We start from the raw sequence: 22,264 nt of genomic DNA on the forward strand, positions 1-22,264 counted from the left end.
TGCTTAAAGGGGAGAAGGAAAATGAAGAGCAGGATGAAAAGTGTGTTGTACACTGGGATTGTTTTGGGGACTGTCATTATTGCCGGCTGTTCGCCGCAAGCAGATGCAGACTCATCGGAAGAAGCGGCGAGTGTAGAATGGACCGAAGCGCAGATAGCGGGTACAGAGACAGACTTGGAAAAGACGAAAAAGCGAATCAGTAAAGTAGAAAAAGATCTTAGAGAGCTGAAAGGCGAACCGTCATTCAGTGAGGAACCGGTATTTCCCGATGTCGACAAGAATTATCATGCTTTTGAAGAAATCCAGTACTTATCGGGAAAGGGAATTATCGGCGGTTATCCGAACGGTAATTTCCAACCTGGTGACACCATTTCAAGAGCGCAGACAGCGAAAATGCTCACAGCCGCGCTTGACCTGACTGCGCCTGCCGATTATGTTATGAAAGCAAGTGACGTTAGTGTTGATCACCACGCATACAAGCAACTGGCTGCTCTGGAGTACAATGGATTAATGACGGGGAAGGATGGCAAATTGATGCCCGCTGCAGGCTTGAAACGTTCACAAATGGCGACTCTCCTTGTCCGGGCATTTGAGCTTCCGAACGCAGAACGAACGCATTCGTTTACAGACATAACGGAGAGTTATCCGAACTTTGAGCAGATCAACATTATAGCGGACCAAGGCATTACCTCTGAATCCGGCAAAGCATTTCGTCCGAATGAAACGACGTCACGTGCTCAATTTTCTCTATTCATGTCACGGGCCATGGAAGAATATTTTAGAAGCAAGTAAATAAATAACAAAAAAGCTGTCCCGGGTAGTCCCGTTGACAGCTTTTTTGTCTGTTTTATCGTTTTACTATATCAATGCCTGTATAGTAATGCTTGAGGATTTCACGGTAAGACTTGCCGTCTTTCGCCATTTTATAAGCACCCCATTGGCTCATACCAAGTCCATGTCCCCAACCTTTTCCTGTGAAGGTGTAAGAGGCGGGAGCAGTGTTTGCATACTGAATGCCTGTTGGTGTTCGCACGGCTAAATTCTCATACGAAATAGCATTGTCCGTACCATCTTTCTGGCGCATTTTCATACCAATCGCACTGTTGTAAGATTTTACACTGCCATCGCCCATCTTCACCGAAACAGCGTTGGCACCTCTTTCTTTCATGTCAAATATATTACTTTTCAACGTCGTGCCCAGTGCCCAGCGCAGAGAATCAGGGGAGGCTCCATCCGGTAGGATTTTCACCCGTTCTTTCCCAGTGGTTGAATGAATCGCTGTGGCACGTATTTTCTGAACACGTCCTGCCTTGCTTTTTTCAATTACTTCTAAGCGGGCAAGTTCCCATTCTTTCTCAGGGAAAATTGCTTTATCCGCCTCGTCTCGTGTAACCGTTGCTGTCCAATTGGTATTCGGATTAGCGTTGTGCAAATCGTATGGATCCTTCACAGCCCGAATATAAGGGACCTTGCCGGACCACACATTTTCACTATTGTCCGTATACCCCCCGGAACTCGCATGAAAATAAGCATAAATGAGAGCGCCATTATAAACCGCATACGTGCCCTTTGTCTCGGTAACGGCCTCATTACTGCGGCCTGCCTCGCCGGAGCGCCCATGGTATACTTGATGCTTAACGGTATCAAACAAAAACGTATTAGCATCCATGTTTACTTTTGCGTAATTGCGGGCAGCAACCGCTTGCGCTTTCAATGCTTCTTTTGGCCAGGATGCAGACATTTCCTTTGGTACAACGCCCTTTAAATAATCCTCTATACCAAGAACATTAAAGAGCTGCAAGCGGTCTGTTTTATCATCTTGATTGTTCTTCGCGCTTGGCTTGATAACAAAGGAACCACGGTAATCCGTCTGCTTAAAATCAGTACCTGCCCGAAGTACGGAAGTGAGACTTACATAATTGCGGCTTGAAACAGGGGACTCCTGCAAAATGTAGCCTTGGGTAGAAGAGACGCTTTTGTCTCCAGATAATTTAACGACAACTTTGTCACTCGCATGGCGAAATTGGACGTTATTGCCGATTTTTATTTTTTCCTGGTCCTTCAGGTCGATCAATTCGTATGAACCGTATAGGGTCGCATCAAAATTCACAGAAGGTACCAGTTTAACAGTGATCGGTTCATCATATAGGTCGTTAGGGGCCGCTGCCTCTACATTTGCTGCCATCAAGACGAGTAAACAGACAGCCACCAGCAGACCGGTAAGTTTCTTATGCATATTGAAATATCAGTCCTTCTATGTAACCAAGAGTTTTTAACATGTTACTGTTCGCTTTTCAAACGTTCGACTTCTTTTTCTAATTTATCAACTCGGTCTTCAAGAAGATTGATTCGATCCTCTAAAGGCTCAATCTGAGAAACAACCCACTCAACACTAGCGAGCACCGGCTCTGATTGTGCGAGTGCTGGTGTCTGTACGACTGCCCCGAGTGCTAAAATACTGCTCGCTGCCCCGGCAAGAAACCATCTTTTCATACAATATTCGCCTCCTTTCGTGAAGAAAAATTGAAGTTTTTTTGCGGATCAAGAAGGAAATAGAGGAAACATGAGAGTTTAATAGAAATATATTCTAGTGTATTATATCACCTCGGTGTTTTTAATAAAAGATTCGTTAGTTAGCAGACTGGAAAATGTGTATGAAATTTGTAAAATTGATTAAAAGAGTTCTACTTTGTACATATTATGATATAATTCGATGGGAGTCGTTTTGAAGATGATAGATTGTAAGTTTGTGTTTTAAAAAATAGAGTCAATTTCACAATTCATATACAGTTACTGAGACCCGAACCATTCGTGTATAGATAGAACGGTTGATTTCCACTGCAGGCGGACGCTTTCCGCGGGCAACGCCTCGGGCCAACAGGATGTTGGTCACAAAGGCGTTGCCACAGGACGTGGCGTTCTTAGCCTTTGTTCCTTCCTTCGGAATTTTCGGCTGTTGCTTTCGACGAACAGGACGTTCTAGTGTCGGCGTTGGTCACAGGACGTGACCGCTTTTAGCCGACGCGCTGGAGTCGCCGCCTTCCGTTGCAATCAACACTGCTATACAAGGGAAACGAATAATTTATAATTTTGTTATATTATTATTCATGTTTATAAGACTCTTGAAACTGATTCACTATTTAAACATAAAAAATGTTTTTCTTTAGTTATAAAAGAATCGAGTATGGGAACGGTATAAAAGGAGGGTCAAAATGACGACCGCATTGGCACTGGTTACGTGTTTTTTATTATCTCTGTTTTTAACTCCATTAGTGAAAAAATTAGCGTTTCGAATTGGAGCAACGGATCAACCGAACCACCGTAAAGTTCACAAAGGTTCAATGGCAAGACTTGGTGGTCTTTCAATATACGTGGCGTTTTTAGCTGGACTTTTTATTCTGCAGCCGCACAATGCCTACATGCCCTATATTGTGGCAGGCGGTACCATTATTATCATTACCGGTTTTCTTGACGACATGTTTGAGTTATCGGCCAAATGGAAATTACTGGGCCAAATAGCTGCAGCGGTGATCGTTTTGATTGGCGGTGTAGAAGTTCAGTTCATTAATTTACCGTTTGATGCAAGATTAGAATTGGGATGGTTAAGCATCCCTATTACGTTATTGTGGATCATCGGTATTACGAATGCGATTAACTTAATTGATGGTCTTGACGGCCTTGCAGCTGGAGTTTCTTCTATTGTGCTGGCCACTATTTCAGTCCTTGCCATCATTCAGAACGATATCTTCATCGTTGCACTTGGAATCGCGCTTCTTGGTGGTACATTAGGTTTTCTTGTACACAATTTCAACCCGGCCAAGATATTCATGGGGGATACAGGAGCGTTGTTTCTTGGCTTTATGATTGCGGTTATCGCATTGCTTGGTTTTAAAAACGTAACTATATTCTCTCTCGTGGTGCCGGTCATTATTCTGGCTGTGCCAATTTCTGATACTATTTTCGCTATTATACGACGAATGGTAAACAAGCAGCCGTTGTCTGCACCAGATAAGTCGCATCTTCACCATTGCTTGCTGAGGTTGGGGTACTCCCATCGTCAGACAGTGTTAATCATTTATGCTCTAAGTGCTTTTTTTGGAGTTTCCGCGGTAATTTTTACGATTTCTACGCTGTGGGTATCACTCGTCATTATGATGTTCCTCTTAATTGGAGTGGAATTGATGGCGGAACGAATCGGATTAGCCGGCAACCGCTATCGCCCTGTTCTTAATTTAATGAACAAACTCTCCAACACACCTAAGCGTTCTTAAACCCAAAATAAAAAACGCTTCCGATTATCTTAAAAATGATAGTCGGAAGCGTTTTTTTGGTTAAATAAAATGAAAAGGAATGCGTGGATTGTCAAAAATCATAAGACACCTGCGGGAAAAGCAAGAGCTGAAGCTTTGCCCGCGGCAAGCGAATGCGTTCTTGGACAATCTACCCTTTTACGCAGAAGACCCTCACAATCGTGAGGGCCTTATTTATTGACTGGGTGTTGTCCCAGTTTATTTAATTAGCAGAAGGATGGTCCTCACTGGCTGAAGAGGTGGGAGGTGTAGAGACCCCATTATTGGTGTTAGTAGTAACCTCCAAATGAGCTTTCAGTTGCTGTCTAATATTTTCCTTAGATTCATCTTTAAGCTGATAATAATAAACATTGTTAATATAGGAGTCTGTGCCTTCGAGCTGCAAACGTTTAATATCATCGATAGAGCTTGCGTATCGGTGCAAAGAGACCATATTACCGAATGAAAGATTCGTGCTCATGTGGTCTTGCACACTTTGCAGCACATCATCATAGTTTCGAATGGAGGAAAGGGAAGCACTCTTCCGGATGATAGCTTCAATAATTTGCTGCTGGCGTTCGCCGCGTCCCAGATCCCCACGTGGGTCTTGTTTTCTCATCCGTGCGTAGGCCAACGCTTCTTCCCCATTAAGCGTCTGTATCCCTTCGTGAATAGTAATGGCTCCGTGATTCCCGCTGCTATCCTGCTCGCTGAACGTAAAAGGAACGTCAACTTGGACTCCATCTAAGGCATTAATGATCTCAACGAATGCTTCGAAATTGAGCTTTACAAAATAATCAACTGGAATATCGAACAAGTTTTCAACTGTCTGTATGGCTAATTCGGTTCCGCCGAACGCGTGAGCATGAGTGATTTTATCTTCGCCTCTGCCAGGAATGTTAACAAGAGAATCCCTTGGAATACTCGTGATTCTTACAGATTCTTGGTCTTTATTAAATGTAGCAAGCACCATCGCATCGGTACGGCCTTCTAGTTCACCTTCCCGATCATCCACTCCTAAGAAAAGGACCGAGATATTGTCGTGTTTTGGATCAACTGCAACGTCCCTTAATTCTGATTTTCCGCCTCTCTCTAAAGATTCTTGGGTATCGGCGGCTACATCGCTGAGTTTCCAGGCGAAATAGCCGATGGCGCTTCCCAACAGAATAAATGAGAGTAGTCCAGTAAACATAAATATTTTAATGATACGGCGGCTTCTCCGTTTACGACGCCGTACCCTTGAGTCAGGCAGCTGCTTAGCCATTATTCATTCTCCTTATCATTGAGCTCGGTAACCTCATCTATTTTACATAAACTATCAGATTACGTAAACAAAATTCTGCACATTGTCAAGAAAATCGTGATCATCAGTCCAACTTCTTGTTAAGACGAGTATCACTACCGTAAAGTTACGTTAATCGGCAAAAAATATTGCGGAAATTATTTCCACGGAAATATTTATTCCGAATGAAGTCAATATAGGAAGAACGATAGGAAGAGTGTATCAGCAGCTGTAATATTTTTAAAACGACGCATCCTTTTCCAGATAGGTGTCTTCTGATGTTGTGAGGTCAAGCTGTCCGTTTGTAAGGTTGGTAATCCATTCGGTAAAAACGGCTGTCTCGCTTACAGGAACATAAACGAAAAAAGTGACATCTTCTTCATAGATAATATTTTTTAAAAGGTAAGATGAAGTTCGCAACTCATTTTCCAGTTTCCCGATCCATGTATAGTCAACTTTTGCGGCCATAACAGCCATTCGACATCTTTCGACAATACCGGTTGCGCGCAGGCCTTCCGTAACAGCGGAAGAGTAGGCACGGATAAGGCCGCCGGCGCCAAGTTTTATGCCTCCAAAGTAGCGGGTGACGACGACACACGTATCTTTTAGGGTGCGTTTTTTTAAGACTTCAAGCATAGGAATACCTGCGGTGCCGCTCGGTTCTCCATCATCGTTCGCTTTTTGGACTTCATCCTTTTCACCAATCATATAGGCAGAACAATTATGGGTGGCGTTCCAATGGTCTTTTTTAATTGATTGTATGAACGCTTGCGCCTCTTTTTCTGTTGTTACTCGTTTAACATGACATATAAAGCGAGATTTATTAATGACGATCTCACCACTTCCATAAGGTTTGACCGTATAATAAGATTCAAGCACGATAATATTCCCTCCTGGTGATGTAATTGTTCTATAACGATATTGTAAAATTCGAAACGTCTAAGACGTGATATTCTATAATAGATGAGTAAAAATATGATTTTGACGCATTTTTTTACACTTTCTCGTGTCGGGTGTCAAGAATGTGCTAAAATAATCATAACGAATCATAGCAATCTGTCAAACAAGCTTTCTATGAAAAGCGTGGTGAGGTAATTGGCGGCTGCAAAGACGCTAGATGAAATTATTAACAAAATGTTAATAACGGTGGAACAGAGTAAAGAACAGATATTTGAGATAAGCGAACAAACACGAGAAGAATATGATTCGTTGAAAAAAGAACTAATAGAAGTGCGTGAAAATGTTGCAAAGGTGATTGATAAATCGGAACGGACAGAAATGCAAGCCCGTTTTGCGAGAAATCGATTAGCAGAAGTGAGCAGGCAATTCCAACGTTTTACGACAGAAGAAGTGAAAAATGTCTACGAACAAGCCAAGGAACTCCAAGTTCAGCATGCGCTCTTGGAACAAGAGGAACAGCAGTTGCGCAAACGCCGCGATCAAATCGAGCGACGCCTGCTCCTGCTGGAGGGTACCATTAAGCGGGCAGAAAATCTGTTTAGTTCCGTTTCCATCGTTCATCAATTTTTAGCAGGTGACTTGAAAGAAGTCGGCGAAATGATGGAGGAAGCGAAGGAAAAACAGCAATTTGGTCTTCAAATTATTGAAGCACAGGAAGAGGAAAGAAAGCGAGTTGCACGTGACATCCATGACGGGCCAGCACAGATGCTCGCTAATGTCCTGCTGCGCTCTGAGATTGTAGAGCGCGTCAGCCAGGAAAAAGGGATGGACGCTGCGATGGAAGAAATTCGCGACTTGCGTACCATGATCCGCTCTAGTTTAGCTGAAGTCAGGCGCATTATATATGATCTGCGCCCTATGGCTCTTGATGATCTAGGGTTTATACCTACCCTGAACAAGTATTTAAAGCACGTAGAGGAACGCACAGGATTGAATATCCGGTTTACTCATTTTGGCAAAAGCCTTCGTTTTCCAAATAATGTAGAAGTGGGGCTTTTTCGACTGACCCAGGAAGCCGTTCAGAATGCTTATAAACATGCTGATCCTAAAGAGGTAATAGTAAAGGTAGAAACAAAGCCTTCCTCCGTCACGATTGTAGTCAAGGATGACGGGAAGGGCTTTGATCCTGAAACCCTGAAAGAAGGCACATTCGGTTTAATCGGGATGAAAGAGAGAATCCATGCTTTAAAAGGTGACTTAACAATTGATTCTGCGAAGAACAAGGGGACCGTAATCGTTATCCGGGTTCCGGTAGAAGGTTTGGCACAACAAGATAATACTCTCACAAAAAGCCTAAACAGATAATAACCAATTATGACACTCACTCATGAATGTTAATTAAACAATAAATGATAAAAAGTAATGGACCGGAAAGGATGGGAATCATGCCAAATAGACTTGGTAAACATATCAGATTAGTTCTCATAGATGATCATCAGCTTTTCAGAGAAGGGGTAAAGCGCATTTTAGATATGGAGCCGAACTTTGAAGTTGTGGCAGAAGGTGACGACGGGGATGAGGCATTAGAGCTCGTTGAAAACAATGAACCTGATGTTGTATTAATGGACATTAATATGCCTGGAATGAATGGTGTAGAAGCTACTCGAAACTTAATAAGGAAATTCCCAGGAGTTAAAATACTCATTCTTTCTATTCATGATGATGAAACCTATGTGACCCACGTATTAAAAACTGGTGCTTCTGGTTATTTGCTAAAGGAAATGGATGCTGACGCATTAATTGAAGCAGTTAGAGTAGTAGGTAATGGCGGAGCCTATATTCACCCAAAAGTAACGCATAATCTGATTAATGAATACCGCCGTCTCGCTACGGGGGACGAGGCAGGTGCTGAAATCGGCTACAAAGAAGTTCAATACCAAAAACCTCTGCACGTGCTGACTCGCCGTGAATGTGAAGTGCTACAGCTTATGACAGACGGATACAGCAACCGTATGATCGGGGAATCACTCTATATTAGTGAAAAGACAGTTAAAAATCATGTAAGCAATATTTTGCAAAAAATGAATGTGAATGACAGAACCCAGGCAGTAGTAGAGGCAATTAAAAAAGGCTGGGTGAAAGTGAGATAAATGGTGAAAAGCGAGCGCTGTAAATGCGGCGCTTTTTTCTTTTGCCCGAGTTTTTGATATCGTCTATCGTAATCTCTTGCAGAAGTGTTTCCTGCCGCTTATCATATAAGAAAGCAAATGAATGAAAACATAGATGGCAAAGAGAGGATATAAGAATGGGGAATATAGCAGTAGTAACAGACAGTACCGCCTACCTTTCGGAAGAGACGCAGAAGGAATACGGCATTACCGTAGTACCTTTAAGTGTTATCTTTGGAAATGAAACATTCGCCGAAGGGACGGAAATTACGACAAGCACGTTTTACGACAAGTTACGAGAATATCCTGAACTGCCTTCTACCTCCCAGCCCGCTTTAGGACATTTTGTCAAAGTGTTCGAGAACCTGGCAGAAACCCATGACGCGATTATTACCATTCACCTGTCAAGCGCGATCAGTGGTACTTATCAAACGGCTTTGACTGCCGGTCAGCAGGTCGAGAATGTTAACGTGTATGGTTTCGATTCTGAAATAAGCTGCGCCCCGCAAGGATATTATGCGGTGGAAGCCGCAAAAATGGCAAAAGCAGGAGAATCAGCCGCGACTATTTTAAAACGGCTGGATGGGATGAAACAGCGTACACGTGCTTACTTTATGGTAGACAACCTCAATCACTTACAGCGGGGAGGACGCTTGAATGGTGCCCAGGCCATCGTCGGCAGTATTCTCCAAATCAAGCCAATTCTTCACTTTCAAAATAAATTAATTATGCCTTTTGAGAAAGTACGGACAGAGAAAAAAGCATTAAAGCGGATTCTCGACCTGTTTGCAGAGGATGCCGATACGGAAAAACCGATGCGTGCGACAGTCATTCATGCAAAGCGTCCCGACAAAGCCAAAGAAATGCAAGCGACTTTAGCAGCAAAGTATCCGCATGTCGAGATTGATGTTGGCACGTTCGGTCCTGTCATTGGAACTCACCTCGGTGAAGGCAGTATTGGAATTGGCTGGTGCCTATTATAACCCCCTCCCACATGGCCAGGAGCTTTTTCTCCTTCTCCTGGCTGCATTTCCGTAAAAATGTCTCTAACAATTAAATAACTGGAGTGATAGCAGTGCTTTTTTGTCACGTATTACAGCCGGAAGATGAACACCCACTATGTCTGCCGCAAGTTCTCATTGAAAGTACGGACGTCATTCAGCTTGCTCCGACTGTCGTAAGCAACCTTCCTGCACTTCCCTTCATGAAACAAACACCTCGCCGTTTACTAACCAAAACCTTATATAAAAAGGTACAGTTCCACTTGTTTGGAAAAGAACTTCTTTTCGAAGAAATGGCACTGACTTGGGAAGAATGGGAGCCATTTCTGCGATCTCGATTAGTAACTATTCGTCCAGGACTTCAAGTTGAAGCCGGAAGATACCGTTGCCAACGTTGTCATTCGAACACTCCGGAGAAATTTGGCGTATTTCCGTGCGTACGCTGCGGCAAGGAATGTACCTATTGCCGTCACTGTCTCATGATGGGCAGAATAACCGCTTGTACTCCCTTGTTTCGCTGGATCGGCCCACCTCCCCCCTTGGAGTTGAAGGTGCAAAGCACGTGGGAAGGGGTGTATTCAGCAGGACAGGAGCTAGCGGCGGCAGAAATCGTTTCTAGTGTCCAATCTAAAACAGAACTATTAGTCTGGGCTGTCTGTGGAGCTGGTAAAACCGAGATCTTATTTCCAGCGATTGAACAATCCTTACAAAAAGGAGAACACGTTCTTATTGCTACACCCCGGACAGACGTTGTGTTGGAGTTGGCTCCGCGTCTCTCCCGGTCATTTCCCGGTATTCCGGTCACCGCTTTACACGGAAAAAGCGACGATAAAAACAGCTATTCGCCGTTCGTAGTCGCGACGACACATCAAACGATGCGTTTTACAGAAGCATTTGACACCGTTATCGTCGATGAGGTCGACGCTTTTCCGTACACAGCAGATGAAGCGCTGGTCCAGGCGGTCAATAAAGCAAAAAAACAAGACGCGGCTGTCATTTATTTAACGGCCACCCCCACTCCTGAGCTCATTAAGCGAACGCAGCACAAACGCCTTGATTTAGCGAAGATTCCCCGCCGTTTTCACGGCCATCCTCTCCCGGTTCCACGTTTTAAGTGGTGCGGCCCTTGGCGGAAACGCCTGAAAAAAGAACAGCTCCCAGCAGCAGTGAGTAAGTGGTGCCGCACGAAAATCGCTGAACAAACACCTGTTTTTCTATTTGTTTCTTCTGTAGCGATCATGGAAAAAACTACTTCCATTCTTCAGAAGCTTGATCCAGCCATTTGCGGCGTACATAGCGCCGACAAAGAACGTCATGAGAAGGTGAAAGCATTTCGGGAAGGGGAAATTCCAATTCTTATCACCACAACTATCTTAGAGCGTGGTGTGACGATTCCAGGTGCTGAAGCAGCTGTCTTCGGTGCGGAAGACTCGATTTTTACAGAAAGTGCCCTCGTACAGATTGCCGGTCGTGTAGGTCGAAGTCACGAACAACCAGACGGGGAGGTCCTATTTTTTCATTTTGGAAAAACAAAAGCAATGGCAGCAGCACATAAACATATCAAAACGATGAATGCGCTCCCTTTTTTACAGAAGGAGGTAACCCCGATTGGAAAAGAAGAATCCACTTAAGGGAACTTTAGGTTTGGAACAGAATAATTGCTTGTACTGCACGGAGAAAATAAAAAAACAGACAAGCTGGGTAACGCTATTCCCCGCTCAGCCGCCGGAATATGTATGTCAGGAATGTGAACAACTGCTTATTCCTGTTTCCTCTGGAGCCGGGCTGTGCACCTTATGCAGCCGGTCCCTCCCAACAGCGGGTGACGTGTGCCGCGATTGCAAGAAGTGGGAGGAGGATCCTGCCTGGCAAGGGGTGTTGACGTGCAATCATTCGTTGTATGTATATAATGAACATGGGCAAGAAGTCGTTGCCAGGTGGAAATATCGCGGTGATGCTGCAATTGCCCTTATGTTTCGCAATGAACTCTTTCGTTTCTTTGTAACCCATTATCCTGATTATATTCCGGTACCTATACCGCTTAATGAGAAACGCCAGTATGAACGTGGCTTCAATCAAGCCGAACTGCTGACAGATTTTTTAAGACCGCCATTCACGGGTCTGGAAAGACTTTCATTTATCTTTCATAATCTCCGGAAGAAAAGACCCCTTTTTCAACCACCTGCTATTCCTATTCTCCTTCTTGAACGAATGTATGATAATGAAAAACAAAGTAAAAAATCACGGAGCGAACGTTTCATGGCAAAAGATAATCCTTTCCGCTTCATCGAGCCCAAAAACGGCATTCCCTCTAAAAAAGTTGTACTTCTTGACGATATTTATACTACAGGTTTGACGTTAAGAAAAGCAGCAGTAGAATTGAAGAAAAACGGTATTAAAGAAGTACGAGCTATTACTGTTTTTAGAGGATAGAATAAAGAATGAAAGAGGGAGACAGGAATGGGTAGCTTGGAAAATTGCCCCAGGTGCGGAAGGTTGTTTGTGAAAGGGATTCGTTCGATTTGCCAGACGTGTCATCAAGACATTGAAAAAAAATTCCAGCTCGTTTATACCTTTATAAGAAAGAGAGAAAATCGTGAAGCTACGATGATGGAAGTAGTAGAAGCGACAGGTGTTTCTGAAGCTGACATAACACGGTTTATTAAAGAAGGGCGTCTCCATTTGAGTCAGTTGCCTAACATTACCTATCCTTGTGAACTGTGCGGGAAAGGGATTCGGAGTGGACGTATTTGTGAAGGCTGTCATCATGGTATTCAAGATGATTTAGAAGCACAGGAAAGGGAAAAGGAAAGAGAAAAGAAAGCTGAGGATGAGAGACAGAATCGTTACAGAACCTATCATTCTCTTCAGGACCGGTTGAAATGAGACATTCGTCTTGTTTAAACACCCCCTGCTTAATCCGATATAATTACTAATATAGGACGACCGAACGAGGTACTGTCCATGATCGATAGAGGAGGTGGCATGTGAATGAAAATTAACCCGCTTGGATCCGCGAATAATCCCTATCAGAAGCGGATGGACGCTCAGCGTATTGATAAAGAAAACATATCTAGACAACCGAAAGACAAAGTGGAAATTTCCAAGGAAGCGAAAAGCATGCAGCAAGGGAAGAGCATTGATACACTTCGTCAGGAAAAGGTAGAGAGATTGAAACAGCAAGTAGAATCTGGAGAATATACGATAGATCCGAAAAAAACGGCAAATAAATTTTACCGACATTGGACGGGTAAGGAATAAAGAAAAAAGACTGTCTCTTAACCGAGTTGTGTAGAAGGGACAGTCCTCTTCATAGACAAGAAAGCGGGGAGACGTATGTCGATAAAAGCCATTTTGGAAGCAATGGTCCTGCTCATTCAACAACACAAGGAGCTTAATGAGTTATCTTCCCAAAAAATGGAACTGATCAAGGCCAATGATATGGAACAATTAAGCGAACTGTTGAAAAACGAAAGTAAATTAATACGGGTGATAGAGGAGACAGAGAGGACCAGGCAGGAAAAGATGTCGGTTTTTTTTAAGGAGCGAAACATAGGGGAGACGGAGGGCACGGTTAGTAACCTGGCAAAACATCTCCCTGCAGAACATCAAGGACCTCTTTTCAAGCTTCAGGAAAACCTGCTGCAAGAAATGGCCCGGCTCCGTCAAACAGAAGCACTGAACCGACGCTTGCTTGAAGACTCTCTCCATTTTGTGCAATTGACGTTAGATATGATACAGCCGGATCCCGATGCGGTTCATTATAGTCATCCGGACCGTAAAGAGGGGAAGCATCCTGAAGGTTACTCGATCTTTGACTCAAAGGCCTAATAACTCAACAAGTTAAGAAGGAAGGAATAATATGTATTCGACTTTTCACGGGCTTGAGACAGCACGGCGTGCGTTGAGTGCCCAGCAGGCTGCCTTGTATACGACAGGCAACAATATTTCTAATGTAAATACAGAGGGGTATTCCCGGCAACGTGTGAATTTAACACAGTCAGAACCGTTTCCGAGTCCGGGGCTTAATGCCCCGCGTGTTCCTGGACAGATAGGCACCGGGGTGTCAGCGGATTTTGTCCAGCGTATCCGCGAAAATTATCTTGATATCCAGTATCGCGGTGAAACGGCACAGACTGGTTACTGGGAGACACGTCACGATGTTTATACACGTATAGAGGATTTAATGAACGAGCCATCTGAGAACGGGATTGCCCGTACGATGGACAAGTTTTGGCAATCTCTTCAGGTTTTAGCGGTGCATCCGGAAGATTCAGGAGCGCGTTCGGTAGTCAGGCAGAGAGGTATTGCACTTGCGAAAACAATCACCTACATCTCCGACTCGTTGCAGGCCAATAAGAAAGAGCTGGGCGAGCAGATCAATACGACTGAAAAGCAGGTCAATTCCTTGCTTGAACAAATTAATAACATCAATCAGCAAATCTCCCGCGTCGAACCTCACGGCTTCATGCCGAACAAACTTTATGACGAGCGAGATCTTCTCATTGATGAACTTTCCGGGATGATGAACATAGAAGTAGAACGTAATGAAAGTAAAGGCCAGGCTCGTTCTGCCGCGGAGGGAACAGTTTCTATTTACTTGCTGGATGAATCAGGTAATAGATTAACATATAAAGATGATTCAGAGATCAAACTTGTTAACGGAGAAGACAGGACGTTTTCAACGATTACTATTGAGAGGAACGAGGACAAAGCAGTAACCAACGTTTCCATTGATGATAAAGAAGCAGACATCCTGTCTTCCCCAGGGAAAGTAAAAGCACTGATTGAAGCGTTTGGTTATGAAGCTGAAAAGCAGGTAGAAGGTACGTACCCGGATCTAATGAACAAGCTTGATGAGATGGTTTCGACATTCACGAAGGCTTTTAACGAGCAGCACGAAGAAGGATACGGACTCAATGGCGAGACAGGAGTTCCATTTTTTGATGGGGATAAAGCAGGCAATATGAAGGTTAGCGATGCGATTATGGATAATCTTGATCACATTGCTGCTGCCTCACCAATCCAAGGGGAAGATACTGATCCGGAATCATTTGCAGGGGATGGGTCGAATGCTTTGGCTCTCTCCAATGTAAAAGACGCTAAACTTGAATTCGGTGAAAGTACAACAAATGTCCAAAGTTTTTATCAAGGAATCATCGGAGAGATGGCGGTTGATACGTCGGAAGCGGGGCAGATGAAGGCAAACTCGCTGAACTTACAGGAGAGTATTGACCACCGCCGCAAACAAGTGAGCAGTGTGTCTCTTGATGAAGAGCTGACAAATGTCATCCAATTTCAGCATGCCTACAATGCAGCGGCGCGTAACATTACGATGATCGATGAAATGCTCGACCGAATTATTAACAACATGGGAGTCGTCGGCAGATAACGAAAGGAAAGGTGAGTAACATATGCGAGTAACCCAGACGATGCTGGCACAGAACTCTCTTCGCTACTTAAATCAAAGTTACGAGAAATTAGGGAGGCTGCAGGATCAATTTTCAACCGGTAAAAAAATCACCCGTGCCTCCCAAGATCCAGTTGTGGCAATGAACGGCATGCGTTACCGGACACAGAGTGTAGAAGTAAGCCAATTCAAACGCAACGTAAGTGAAGTGTACAATTGGATGGAATCGACCGATTCGGCATTAGATAAAGCCACTCAAGCAGTGAAGAAAGTCCGTGAACTTGTGAATCAAGCTTCCAATGACACCTATGAAGAGGGACAGCGTGCTAATATCGCGAAAGAAGTCAGCCAGCTTTTTGATCACGTCGTTTCCATTGCAAATACGAAGGTAAACAACAAATATATCTTCAATGGAACCGACACGACCAATCCTCCGGTAGACGAGACGAAACTCCCAACTGACTGGACGGATGTTCAAGATCTAAATGTGGCTTCTACCAATGAAGAAGACGTAGAAATCGAGCTTCTAAAAGGCGTGACCATTCCCGTTAATTCCAGACCGCAAAACGTCTTTAGCAATGAACTGTTTTCGGAGTTGAAGCAAATCGAACTGGACCTCCATAACCCGGAAAAAAGCGGGGAAGATTTCACAAAGCATTTGGAGACGATCGATAAGCATATTAATAATATGGTGAACGAACGTGCGGAAATAGGTGCGCGGTTGAATCGGGTAGAAATGATTGACGGGCGTTTAGGGGAGCAGGAAGTGATCGCGAAACGAGTGCTTTCGGACAATGAAGACGCAGATATGGAAAAAGTGATCATTGATTTAATGACACAGGAAAACGTTCACCGTGCGGCACTTGGAGCGGGAGCGCGTATCATTCAGCCGAGCCTGCTTGACTTTCTAAGATAAAAGGTTAGGAGGAGGCGAGAGATTTTGGACATGCCGAAAGTGGCGATCCGAACGACAGAGGCTGCGTTAGGCATACAAATGGAAAAGCCTCACGTAGAAATACGACAGCCGCCAGCTGATCTCGAGATCCGGCAAAGGCATACGGATACACTTGAAATTTCAACGACAGCGGCAACGTTACAGATCGACCAATCAGCTGCTTTCGCGGATGCCGGACTGATTCCTCCTCTAGAGCGGGCTTCCCACTTTTCTCAGCAAGCTTTGCAAACAGCACTGGAGTACATACGCACCCAAAAACAAGACGGTGACTATTTGCGTGCTATCGAAAAAAATGGCGGCGGTGGAAAAGCGATTGCCCAGCTGGCAGAAAAAAGAAACAAGCTGCTTCACATCGATACGGAACTTGGTTTTATACCGGAACACGCGTTTAAAGTAAAATTTAACGTTAAGTCTGGTACTATCCATTTCCAAGCGGAACGTGCGGAAGCAGACATCCGTGTACAGAAAAACGATCCGCAGATAACCGCCGATCGTTGGCAAGTACACTACGATATGAAACAAAAACCGAGTATTGATTTTTCGGTGAGCGGAAAACATGTGAACAAACGGTTTTAACATAAAGGTGGGGCTCCCTGTGAAATTACAGACGAAACATATTGGAGAAGTGGAAATAAACCGAGAAGAATGGATTACGTTCGCGCACGGCCTGCCAGCATTTGAAGAGGAAACAGAATTTGTATTACTGCCATTTGATGATGAAAAGTTGTTCTATATGTTGCAGTCCGTTCACACGCCGGAAGTAGCATTCATTGTAGTGAACCCTTTTCCTTTCTTCCAAGGCTACGAAGTGAAACTTACGGATCAAGTAGTGGAGCAGCTGGCCATTGAAAATGAGAGCGATGTCGCGATTTTTTCAATTTTAACAGTACAAGAACCTTTCAAGAATACAACCGCTAATTTACAAGCACCTATTGTGATAAACATGAAGGAGAAAAAAGGAAAACAATTTGTGATGAGTGATTCACCTTATGAGACGAAGCATTATCTCTTTCCGAAAACAGCAGCTGCGGTGCGGAAGGGGGCACGCTGATGCTGGTGTTAACGAGGCGACGCAATGAATCGATCCAAATCGGCGATGATATTGAAATAAAAGTAATTGCAGTTGAAGGGGAACAAGTGAAGATTGGCATTGAGGCTCCCAGTCATATCGATATTCACAGGAAAGAAATTTACCTTTCGATTCAACAGGAAAACAGCGAAGCGGCCAGTACGGGTAGCTTAGAAATTCTTAGAAAATTATCGCAGCAAATAAAAAACCAATAGGCGGGGAAAGATCTGTTTTTTGCTTAACATGCAGAATACAGGTCTTTATTGTGTCTAAAAGGACATAAGTAGTAAGTCCATCCCAACAAGTGCATTTTTTTCCAGAAGCTAAAGGGACTGTCGCTCCTTGTCTGTACCTGTTCGGAAAAGTAAAATGAATGGGGAATGCTAGAAGGAGCCAGGGAAACGCTGTCTTCTCCTTACCAAAACACTTAGCCAGCAGGGGGAATTTTATTGCTATGTAACGGTCAACATGAGAAGAAGGAATTGACGACACCGATACTATTTTTTGATACGCAAGCTGACGAACGATTGCAACATGCAGGAGACACGTTAGGGAAGCCAGTATGGAAAATAGAAATGTCCGGCATTTCTGCTCTTAGGCAAAAAGAACTTCAGACAAATGCTATCTATTACATTGTTTGCAAGGAGCAAGAAATAATGGAAAATGCCTTGGAACTGCAAGCCTTCTCTTCCTTTACCCGAATAGGTGTGAATGTATCCGTCCAACAAACGCAACTTTTAGAGTGTATGATCCGCCAAAGTGTCGCATTTTTACTGGCTGCAGAAAGAGATACAAAGCAATGGCTGGAGCACTTTTATCGTTCTTTTCATTTTGTCACCTACATAGATCCTATGTTTCAGCCTTATCTCGTTCACAAATACCGGCGGTTGACGAACAACAAACAGGAAAAGGATAGAGAACTGCACTTGGACGTAGAGAGAGCCCGGACAGTATTATCACGAGCGGAGACTCGAATTCTAGAAGGAATTCTAGAAGGAAAAAGCAACGGCAAAATAGCAAAAGAAAGCTATCTTGCCGTTGCTACAGTAAACAATCACGTCAGCCATTTAACAAAAAAAATGGGAGCAAATGATCGGACGCATACCATTAAACGCGCGATAGAAAAGGGCTGGGTTTCGGTTGAATAACCTGCAGTATGTTCTGAATTTATTAATCAGCTGTCTCAGCAAAAGCATTTGGGAAAATATTTTGTAACGAGATGTCAGGCTGATGCACTTCTTGAAAGGCTGATTTGCAGCGTCTAGCCTTTAATATTTGCTGGTTAATAATCCCTGCGCTTACGTCGGTGGGGAGCCATTGCCCATTGTAGAAATAAACGGTGGAACTAGCGTTAGGCTGATTTGCAACGGCTCGGTCTACGTGGTCATAAAACAGCCAAATATTATCTGGTCGTTTTGTTGACAGGAGCGGGAAGGCGTATATGCCTTCCTGCCGGGATATTGGAACGGGAAGCTTCTGCTTCATATCCAGTCTGTGCTTCACTGCTTCATATCGACCTTCGAGAGAAGCTCCGTGGTGAAGGCAGGCTTGTTTGATTAATCGCAGCGGTGAATGAAGTGCTAATATTTCAACACCGCCTGTCTCTAACACACGTGTCCCTGCTTGACCGACAAACTCAGGGACAAGCGCCATTGTCCGGTAATGAATAATGTAATCCTCGATAATTTCTTTCTCCATATATCTCCCTCCGCTCTTAGACACACACTATTCCTTATGTAACCTATCTTTATTATACCTAACTAGTAAATATTAACCAGTACTATTAGTGTTTATTTTTAAAAATATAAAAATAATTGGAATTCAACGTGATGAACTAGCAGAAAATGGACCAAATAATCAAGTGGAATATATGTGATATACTAGTAGTAGTAAAAATATGCTAGTTCACAAGAATGGGAAATCATCGAAGAGGAGTGAAAAACGGCAGTGTGGAAAGATATTCGCTTTGAAGGCTTACGTGCCAATGATTTGAAGAAAGATTTGATTGCAGGGGTAACCGTGGGGATTGTAGCAATTCCGCTCGGGATGGCATTTGCGATTGCTTCTGGGGTAAAGCCGGAATATGGATTGTACACGACTATCATTGCCGGTATCCTCGTTGCTCTTTTTGGAGGCTCGCGTTATCAGGTAGCGGGGCCGACGGGAGCTTTCATTCCGATATTGTTAGCCATTGTATTGCAGTACGGATATGAGGACTTATTGATCGCTGGTTTTTTGGCGGGGATTCTTCTCATCCTGATGGGGATTTTTAAGCTTGGGAGCTTAATCAAGTATATCCCACGGTCTGTCACAGTCGGATTTACCTCGGGAATTGCCGTCATTATTTTCACAGGACAGATCGGTAGTTTTCTAGGAATTGAAGGTCTGGAGAAAAAAGAATATTTTCATGAAAATATGCTGGAGCTTGCGAAAAATATTTCCGGCATAAATGGATATAGTATTTTATCGGCTCTAATTGGCCTTGCTCTTATTATCATTGTTCCAAAATTTTTCCCGCGAGTACCTGTTCTTCTTATCGCTCTTCTCATTCCTACTGCGGTCGCCTCGATCCTTTACCCTGACAAAGTTGCTACGATAGGTACTGTGTTTGGCGGGATTTCCCAACAGCTTCCCAGCTTCCAATTTCCGAACTTAACTTGGGAAAAACTACTAGAATTATGGCGTCCAGCATTTGTGATTGCGATGCTTGGCGGGATTGAATCGTTGCTCTCGGCAGTGGTCGCAGATGGAATGACAGGTGACCGTCACCGCTCGAATAAGGAATTGGTTGGGCAGGGAATTGCTAACGTGACGGTACCGTTATTTGGCGGGATTCCAGCTACGGGGGCTATTGCAAGGACCGCTACTAACATTAAAAGTGGTGCTGTTTCCCCGTTTTCCGGTGTGTTCCAAGGGCTGTTCGTATTGCTGACACTACTCGTGCTTGCCCCGTACGCGTCGTATATACCGCTCGCCTCTATGGCGCCCATCCTGATGGTAGTAGCGTTCAATATGAGCGAGTATAAATCTTTCTATCAGATACTAAAATTAAAAACAAGTGATTCGCTCGTTCTGGGGGCTACTTTTCTACTAACCGTTTTTGTTAACCTAACAGTCGCAGTAGAAATTGGGCTGTTATTAGCTGCGATTTCGTTTATCCGGAGAATGAGTGGAGTGCTCGAAGTCGAAAAGGTGCTGCCGAATAAAGATCATTCGAAAGTGACCCCCGATTATCCAGAGAATGCAAATAGTTGTCCCAAACTATCCATCTTTACAGTAGAGGGAGCACTCTTTTTTGGAGCTGCTGATAAGTTTGAAAGTGTCATTGCCCACTCGATTAACAAACGACCAGCTGTCATCCTTTTACGAATGAACCGAGTCCCGTCGATTGATGCGACAGCTGAAGCCAATCTTCGAAACTTAGTAAAGGACTTTCAGAAAACGAATGGTACGATCTTAATTGCGGGTATTAACGAAGAACCATTGAGAATGCTCAAGAAAACTGGGCTTTACGAGTTAATCGGAAAAGAGAACTTCTTCCCACATACACGTCTTGCGATTGATCATGGACTAAGCTTGATTGATTTTAGTAAGTGCAAGCTATGTTCACAGCAGTCAGATCACCAATGTGCCGTATTTAAAAAACTCGAACCGGGAGAGAATATCACTGGAGAATAAGAGCCTTGATTTCTAGTGTACAGTTCGATTCTGGTTTTCTGAAATCGTTTTTCTTACCAATGAGACGCAAATTCCGGATTCACACATCTACCCGGCATCATGAGCCGTTCATGAGACTGAATTCTGGAGTGCTTAGCCTATCTCTGGTATTATGGCGCAATTTTTTCAAAAGTCGCGACTATAGTTTTCCCCGCCTCTTCCGATATAAAAAGAGATAAGAGAGGAGGAAGAGGGACATGGAATTTATATCCAGGTCAATGCCTGCTGCAAACACACCCATTACACCGCAACTACCCGGTACTCGGGAATCAGACCAAAGCGCCAACCCGGTAGAAAAGCTGCAACAGGCGGTAGAATACCATAAAAGGGAGCAGGTGGATGCAGCCGAGCTTCAAGACCAAGTAGAAAGTATGAATTCTATGCTCGAGAGTAACTACACGAATTTGAAATTTAACGTCCATGAGCAGTTAGACCGTGTCTACGTCCAAGTGTTGGAACGTGATTCGGAAGAAGTAATCCGCGAAATTCCACCGAAGAAATTTTTGGATATGGTGGCGTCTATGTTGGAACAAATAGGTTTACTTGTAGATGAAAAAGTATAATAAACGAAGCTGCCTGTAATTGTCAGGCAGCTTCCTCCATTTATTATTTTTTCAATACTTTAATTGAGTTCGCCAGCTTTTGCGCAAATTCTTCCGGTTTCTCAACGGATTGAATATGCAAATATTTGATGCTCGGTTCTGCATACAACCAGTGGTTGTGAAGGGCCGTAATGGTAAGATCATTTTTGCCGAGAGCCCTTGTGAAATCCGGTATTTCTTCAGGCAGTAATACAATTTCCGCATGATTTAGCGCGGTACCATCGCTTTCTAACGCCTCAAAGTGTATTTCCATCGAAAGTTCACTCTTGAAAGGACGGCCTTGGACGGTAACCTTTAAATCTCTCTCTATTTCCATTTCCGCCATATCGCCATCTACTTCTGCTTCGGCTCCAAGAATTTCTCCAAATCTCTCTGCAACTTGTTGGATATCTGCCACGGTATCTCCTCCTCTTACGTCTTCGTTGCCCCTTTTCACCTTTTCATCTTTTTTAAAACATGATAACGAAGCAAACCTTTTATTCTCACGGATTACGCGCAAAGCGGCATGAGAAGAAAAGCGGCGCCACAAAAGCGGATGACGTTGTGAAATAATGCGGTCATTAAAATAACGACGTCATCGATGGGCGCTGGCGTAGCGAAAAAGGGCGGTGTGAGAAATAGTGGCGTCATAGAAGATGAATGACGCCATGAAAAAATGCTCCCAAGAAAATAGCAACGTCATTGGGGTGGTATGCAGCCCTGAAAGCGTGCTGTCTGGAAAATAGCGACACCATAGCTGGGCGCTGGCGTCGCAAAAAAGGCCAGTGTGACAAATAGTGGCGTCATAGAGGACGAATGATGTCATGAAATCCCAAACCCAAGAAGATAGCGACGTCATTGAGGTTGTATGAAGTCTCGAAAGTGCGCTGGT

At 43.8% G+C, this 22,264-nt stretch carries 24 protein-coding genes; 18 read left to right on the forward strand and 6 right to left on the reverse strand.

Going from position 1 to position 22,264, the window contains the following annotated elements:
* The first annotated feature begins 21 nt into the window (after positions 1-21).
* A complete protein-coding gene (locus LOR49_RS01655; protein ID WP_240374372.1) occupies positions 22-792 on the forward strand; it encodes an S-layer homology domain-containing protein in 771 nt (256 codons plus the stop codon).
* 55 nt (positions 793-847) lie between these two features.
* Here the strand turns inward: LOR49_RS01655 and LOR49_RS01660 are convergent, their stop codons facing one another.
* Together LOR49_RS01660 and LOR49_RS01665 are read right to left on the reverse strand one after the other, a co-directional pair.
* Positions 848-2,236: a SpoIID/LytB domain-containing protein gene (locus tag LOR49_RS01660; RefSeq protein WP_240374373.1), complete on the reverse strand. Its 1,389-nt coding sequence runs from the start codon at positions 2,234-2,236 to the stop codon at positions 848-850.
* 44 nt (positions 2,237-2,280) lie between these two features.
* Positions 2,281-2,493, reverse strand: coding sequence for a hypothetical protein (locus LOR49_RS01665; RefSeq protein WP_240374374.1), 213 nt, complete (start codon positions 2,491-2,493; stop codon positions 2,281-2,283).
* A gap of 719 nt (positions 2,494-3,212) precedes the next feature.
* On the opposite strand from LOR49_RS01665, the gene LOR49_RS01670 reads away from it, so the two are divergent.
* Positions 3,213-4,271, forward strand: a complete 1,059-nt coding sequence (locus tag LOR49_RS01670) for a glycosyltransferase family 4 protein (protein WP_240374375.1) — start codon at positions 3,213-3,215, stop codon at positions 4,269-4,271.
* 241 nt (positions 4,272-4,512) lie between these two features.
* On the opposite strand, the gene LOR49_RS01675 is transcribed toward LOR49_RS01670, so the two are convergent.
* Both LOR49_RS01675 and LOR49_RS01680 read right to left on the reverse strand, forming a co-directional pair.
* Complete coding sequence (locus tag LOR49_RS01675) at positions 4,513-5,553, reverse strand: LCP family protein (RefSeq protein WP_240374376.1); 1,041 nt, start codon at positions 5,551-5,553, stop codon at positions 4,513-4,515.
* 258 nt (positions 5,554-5,811) lie between these two features.
* The gene (locus LOR49_RS01680) at positions 5,812-6,450 is read right to left on the reverse strand and encodes a YigZ family protein (RefSeq protein WP_240374377.1); all 639 of its coding nucleotides are present in this window, start codon (positions 6,448-6,450) and stop codon (positions 5,812-5,814) included.
* Between the two features lie 216 nt (positions 6,451-6,666).
* Between LOR49_RS01680 and LOR49_RS01685 the strand changes: the two genes are divergently transcribed.
* The 14 genes from LOR49_RS01685 to LOR49_RS01750 all read left to right on the forward strand — a co-directional run bounded on the left by LOR49_RS01685 (position 6,667) and on the right by LOR49_RS01750 (position 18,222).
* The gene (locus tag LOR49_RS01685) at positions 6,667-7,836 is read left to right on the forward strand and encodes a sensor histidine kinase (RefSeq protein WP_275899449.1); all 1,170 of its coding nucleotides are present in this window, start codon (positions 6,667-6,669) and stop codon (positions 7,834-7,836) included.
* An 80-nt stretch (positions 7,837-7,916) separates the two neighbouring features.
* Positions 7,917-8,621 (forward strand): response regulator transcription factor, encoded by a 705-nt coding sequence (locus tag LOR49_RS01690; RefSeq protein ID WP_240374378.1) that lies wholly within the window; start codon positions 7,917-7,919, stop codon positions 8,619-8,621.
* Positions 8,622-8,776: 155 nt separating this feature from the next.
* Entirely contained in the window at positions 8,777-9,622 is an 846-nt protein-coding gene (locus LOR49_RS01695; RefSeq protein WP_240374379.1) for a DegV family protein, read from the forward strand.
* Positions 9,623-9,714: 92 nt separating this feature from the next.
* Positions 9,715-11,271 (forward strand): ATP-dependent helicase ComFA, encoded by a 1,557-nt coding sequence (locus LOR49_RS01700; RefSeq protein WP_240374380.1) that lies wholly within the window; start codon positions 9,715-9,717, stop codon positions 11,269-11,271.
* Positions 11,249-12,073: a ComF family protein gene (locus LOR49_RS01705; RefSeq protein ID WP_240374381.1), complete on the forward strand. Its 825-nt coding sequence runs from the start codon at positions 11,249-11,251 to the stop codon at positions 12,071-12,073. Before LOR49_RS01700 ends, LOR49_RS01705 begins: the two co-directional genes overlap by 23 nt.
* Before the next feature lie 27 nt (positions 12,074-12,100).
* Positions 12,101-12,526, forward strand: coding sequence for a TIGR03826 family flagellar region protein (locus LOR49_RS01710; RefSeq protein WP_275899450.1), 426 nt, complete (start codon positions 12,101-12,103; stop codon positions 12,524-12,526).
* Between the two features lie 105 nt (positions 12,527-12,631).
* Positions 12,632-12,901 carry a flagellar biosynthesis anti-sigma factor FlgM gene (gene flgM / locus LOR49_RS01715; protein WP_240374383.1) on the forward strand — a complete coding sequence of 90 codons (270 nt, stop codon included), beginning with the start codon at positions 12,632-12,634 and terminating at the stop codon, positions 12,899-12,901.
* A 75-nt stretch (positions 12,902-12,976) separates the two neighbouring features.
* A complete protein-coding gene (locus LOR49_RS01720; RefSeq protein WP_240374384.1) occupies positions 12,977-13,471 on the forward strand; it encodes a flagellar protein FlgN in 495 nt (164 codons plus the stop codon).
* A 31-nt stretch (positions 13,472-13,502) separates the two neighbouring features.
* On the forward strand, positions 13,503-15,032 hold the full coding sequence (gene flgK, locus LOR49_RS01725; protein WP_240374385.1) for a flagellar hook-associated protein FlgK: 1,530 nt from the start codon (positions 13,503-13,505) through the stop codon (positions 15,030-15,032).
* A 22-nt stretch (positions 15,033-15,054) separates the two neighbouring features.
* Complete coding sequence (gene flgL, locus LOR49_RS01730; protein ID WP_240374386.1) at positions 15,055-15,966, forward strand: flagellar hook-associated protein FlgL; 912 nt, start codon at positions 15,055-15,057, stop codon at positions 15,964-15,966.
* A gap of 30 nt (positions 15,967-15,996) precedes the next feature.
* On the forward strand, positions 15,997-16,581 hold the full coding sequence (locus LOR49_RS01735) for a DUF6470 family protein (RefSeq protein ID WP_240374957.1): 585 nt from the start codon (positions 15,997-15,999) through the stop codon (positions 16,579-16,581).
* Positions 16,582-16,600: 19 nt separating this feature from the next.
* Positions 16,601-17,056 carry a flagellar assembly protein FliW gene (gene fliW, locus LOR49_RS01740; RefSeq protein ID WP_240374387.1) on the forward strand — a complete coding sequence of 152 codons (456 nt, stop codon included), beginning with the start codon at positions 16,601-16,603 and terminating at the stop codon, positions 17,054-17,056.
* Entirely contained in the window at positions 17,056-17,289 is a 234-nt protein-coding gene (gene csrA, locus LOR49_RS01745) for a carbon storage regulator CsrA (RefSeq protein WP_240374388.1), read from the forward strand. The genes fliW and csrA overlap by 1 nt, the downstream gene beginning before the upstream one ends.
* A gap of 234 nt (positions 17,290-17,523) precedes the next feature.
* Entirely contained in the window at positions 17,524-18,222 is a 699-nt protein-coding gene (locus LOR49_RS01750; RefSeq protein ID WP_240374389.1) for a response regulator transcription factor, read from the forward strand.
* Positions 18,223-18,244: 22 nt separating this feature from the next.
* Here LOR49_RS01750 and LOR49_RS01755 read toward each other — a convergent pair whose 3' ends face one another.
* Complete coding sequence (locus LOR49_RS01755; protein ID WP_240374390.1) at positions 18,245-18,772, reverse strand: competence protein ComK; 528 nt, start codon at positions 18,770-18,772, stop codon at positions 18,245-18,247.
* 249 nt (positions 18,773-19,021) lie between these two features.
* Here LOR49_RS01755 and LOR49_RS01760 point away from each other — a divergent pair, with 249 nt between their 5' ends.
* Entirely contained in the window at positions 19,022-20,752 is a 1,731-nt protein-coding gene (locus tag LOR49_RS01760; RefSeq protein WP_240374391.1) for a SulP family inorganic anion transporter, read from the forward strand.
* A 236-nt stretch (positions 20,753-20,988) separates the two neighbouring features.
* Complete coding sequence (locus tag LOR49_RS01765; RefSeq protein ID WP_240374392.1) at positions 20,989-21,354, forward strand: flagellar protein FlaG; 366 nt, start codon at positions 20,989-20,991, stop codon at positions 21,352-21,354.
* A 43-nt stretch (positions 21,355-21,397) separates the two neighbouring features.
* Here LOR49_RS01765 and LOR49_RS01770 read toward each other — a convergent pair whose 3' ends face one another.
* Positions 21,398-21,790, reverse strand: a complete 393-nt coding sequence (locus tag LOR49_RS01770; protein ID WP_240374393.1) for a DUF1259 domain-containing protein — start codon at positions 21,788-21,790, stop codon at positions 21,398-21,400.
* Positions 21,791-22,264 lie beyond the last annotated feature (474 nt).

Origin of the sequence: Bacillus piscicola, assembly GCF_022458745.1 — a bacterium.
Taxonomy (GTDB): domain Bacteria; phylum Bacillota; class Bacilli; order Bacillales; family Marinococcaceae; genus Alteribacillus_A; species Alteribacillus_A piscicola.

Excerpts from the sequence above, each read along its gene's own strand:
- LOR49_RS01655 (WP_240374372.1), top strand. The coding sequence starts at position 22 with ATGAAGAGCAGGATGAAAAGTGTGTTGTACACTGGGATTGTTTTGGGG.
- LOR49_RS01660 (WP_240374373.1), bottom strand. The coding sequence starts at position 2,236 with ATGCATAAGAAACTTACCGGTCTGCTGGTGGCTGTCTGTTTACTCGTC.
- LOR49_RS01665 (WP_240374374.1), bottom strand. The coding sequence starts at position 2,493 with ATGAAAAGATGGTTTCTTGCCGGGGCAGCGAGCAGTATTTTAGCACTC.
- LOR49_RS01670 (WP_240374375.1), top strand. The coding sequence starts at position 3,213 with ATGACGACCGCATTGGCACTGGTTACGTGTTTTTTATTATCTCTGTTT.
- LOR49_RS01675 (WP_240374376.1), bottom strand. The coding sequence starts at position 5,553 with ATGGCTAAGCAGCTGCCTGACTCAAGGGTACGGCGTCGTAAACGGAGA.
- LOR49_RS01690 (WP_240374378.1), top strand. The coding sequence starts at position 7,917 with ATGCCAAATAGACTTGGTAAACATATCAGATTAGTTCTCATAGATGAT.
- LOR49_RS01695 (WP_240374379.1), top strand. The coding sequence starts at position 8,777 with ATGGGGAATATAGCAGTAGTAACAGACAGTACCGCCTACCTTTCGGAA.
- LOR49_RS01710 (WP_275899450.1), top strand. The coding sequence starts at position 12,101 with ATGGGTAGCTTGGAAAATTGCCCCAGGTGCGGAAGGTTGTTTGTGAAA.
- flgM (WP_240374383.1), top strand. The coding sequence starts at position 12,632 with ATGAAAATTAACCCGCTTGGATCCGCGAATAATCCCTATCAGAAGCGG.
- LOR49_RS01720 (WP_240374384.1), top strand. The coding sequence starts at position 12,977 with ATGTCGATAAAAGCCATTTTGGAAGCAATGGTCCTGCTCATTCAACAA.
- flgK (WP_240374385.1), top strand. The coding sequence starts at position 13,503 with ATGTATTCGACTTTTCACGGGCTTGAGACAGCACGGCGTGCGTTGAGT.
- flgL (WP_240374386.1), top strand. The coding sequence starts at position 15,055 with ATGCGAGTAACCCAGACGATGCTGGCACAGAACTCTCTTCGCTACTTA.
- LOR49_RS01735 (WP_240374957.1), top strand. The coding sequence starts at position 15,997 with ATGCCGAAAGTGGCGATCCGAACGACAGAGGCTGCGTTAGGCATACAA.
- csrA (WP_240374388.1), top strand. The coding sequence starts at position 17,056 with ATGCTGGTGTTAACGAGGCGACGCAATGAATCGATCCAAATCGGCGAT.
- LOR49_RS01755 (WP_240374390.1), bottom strand. The coding sequence starts at position 18,772 with ATGGAGAAAGAAATTATCGAGGATTACATTATTCATTACCGGACAATG.
- LOR49_RS01765 (WP_240374392.1), top strand. The coding sequence starts at position 20,989 with ATGGAATTTATATCCAGGTCAATGCCTGCTGCAAACACACCCATTACA.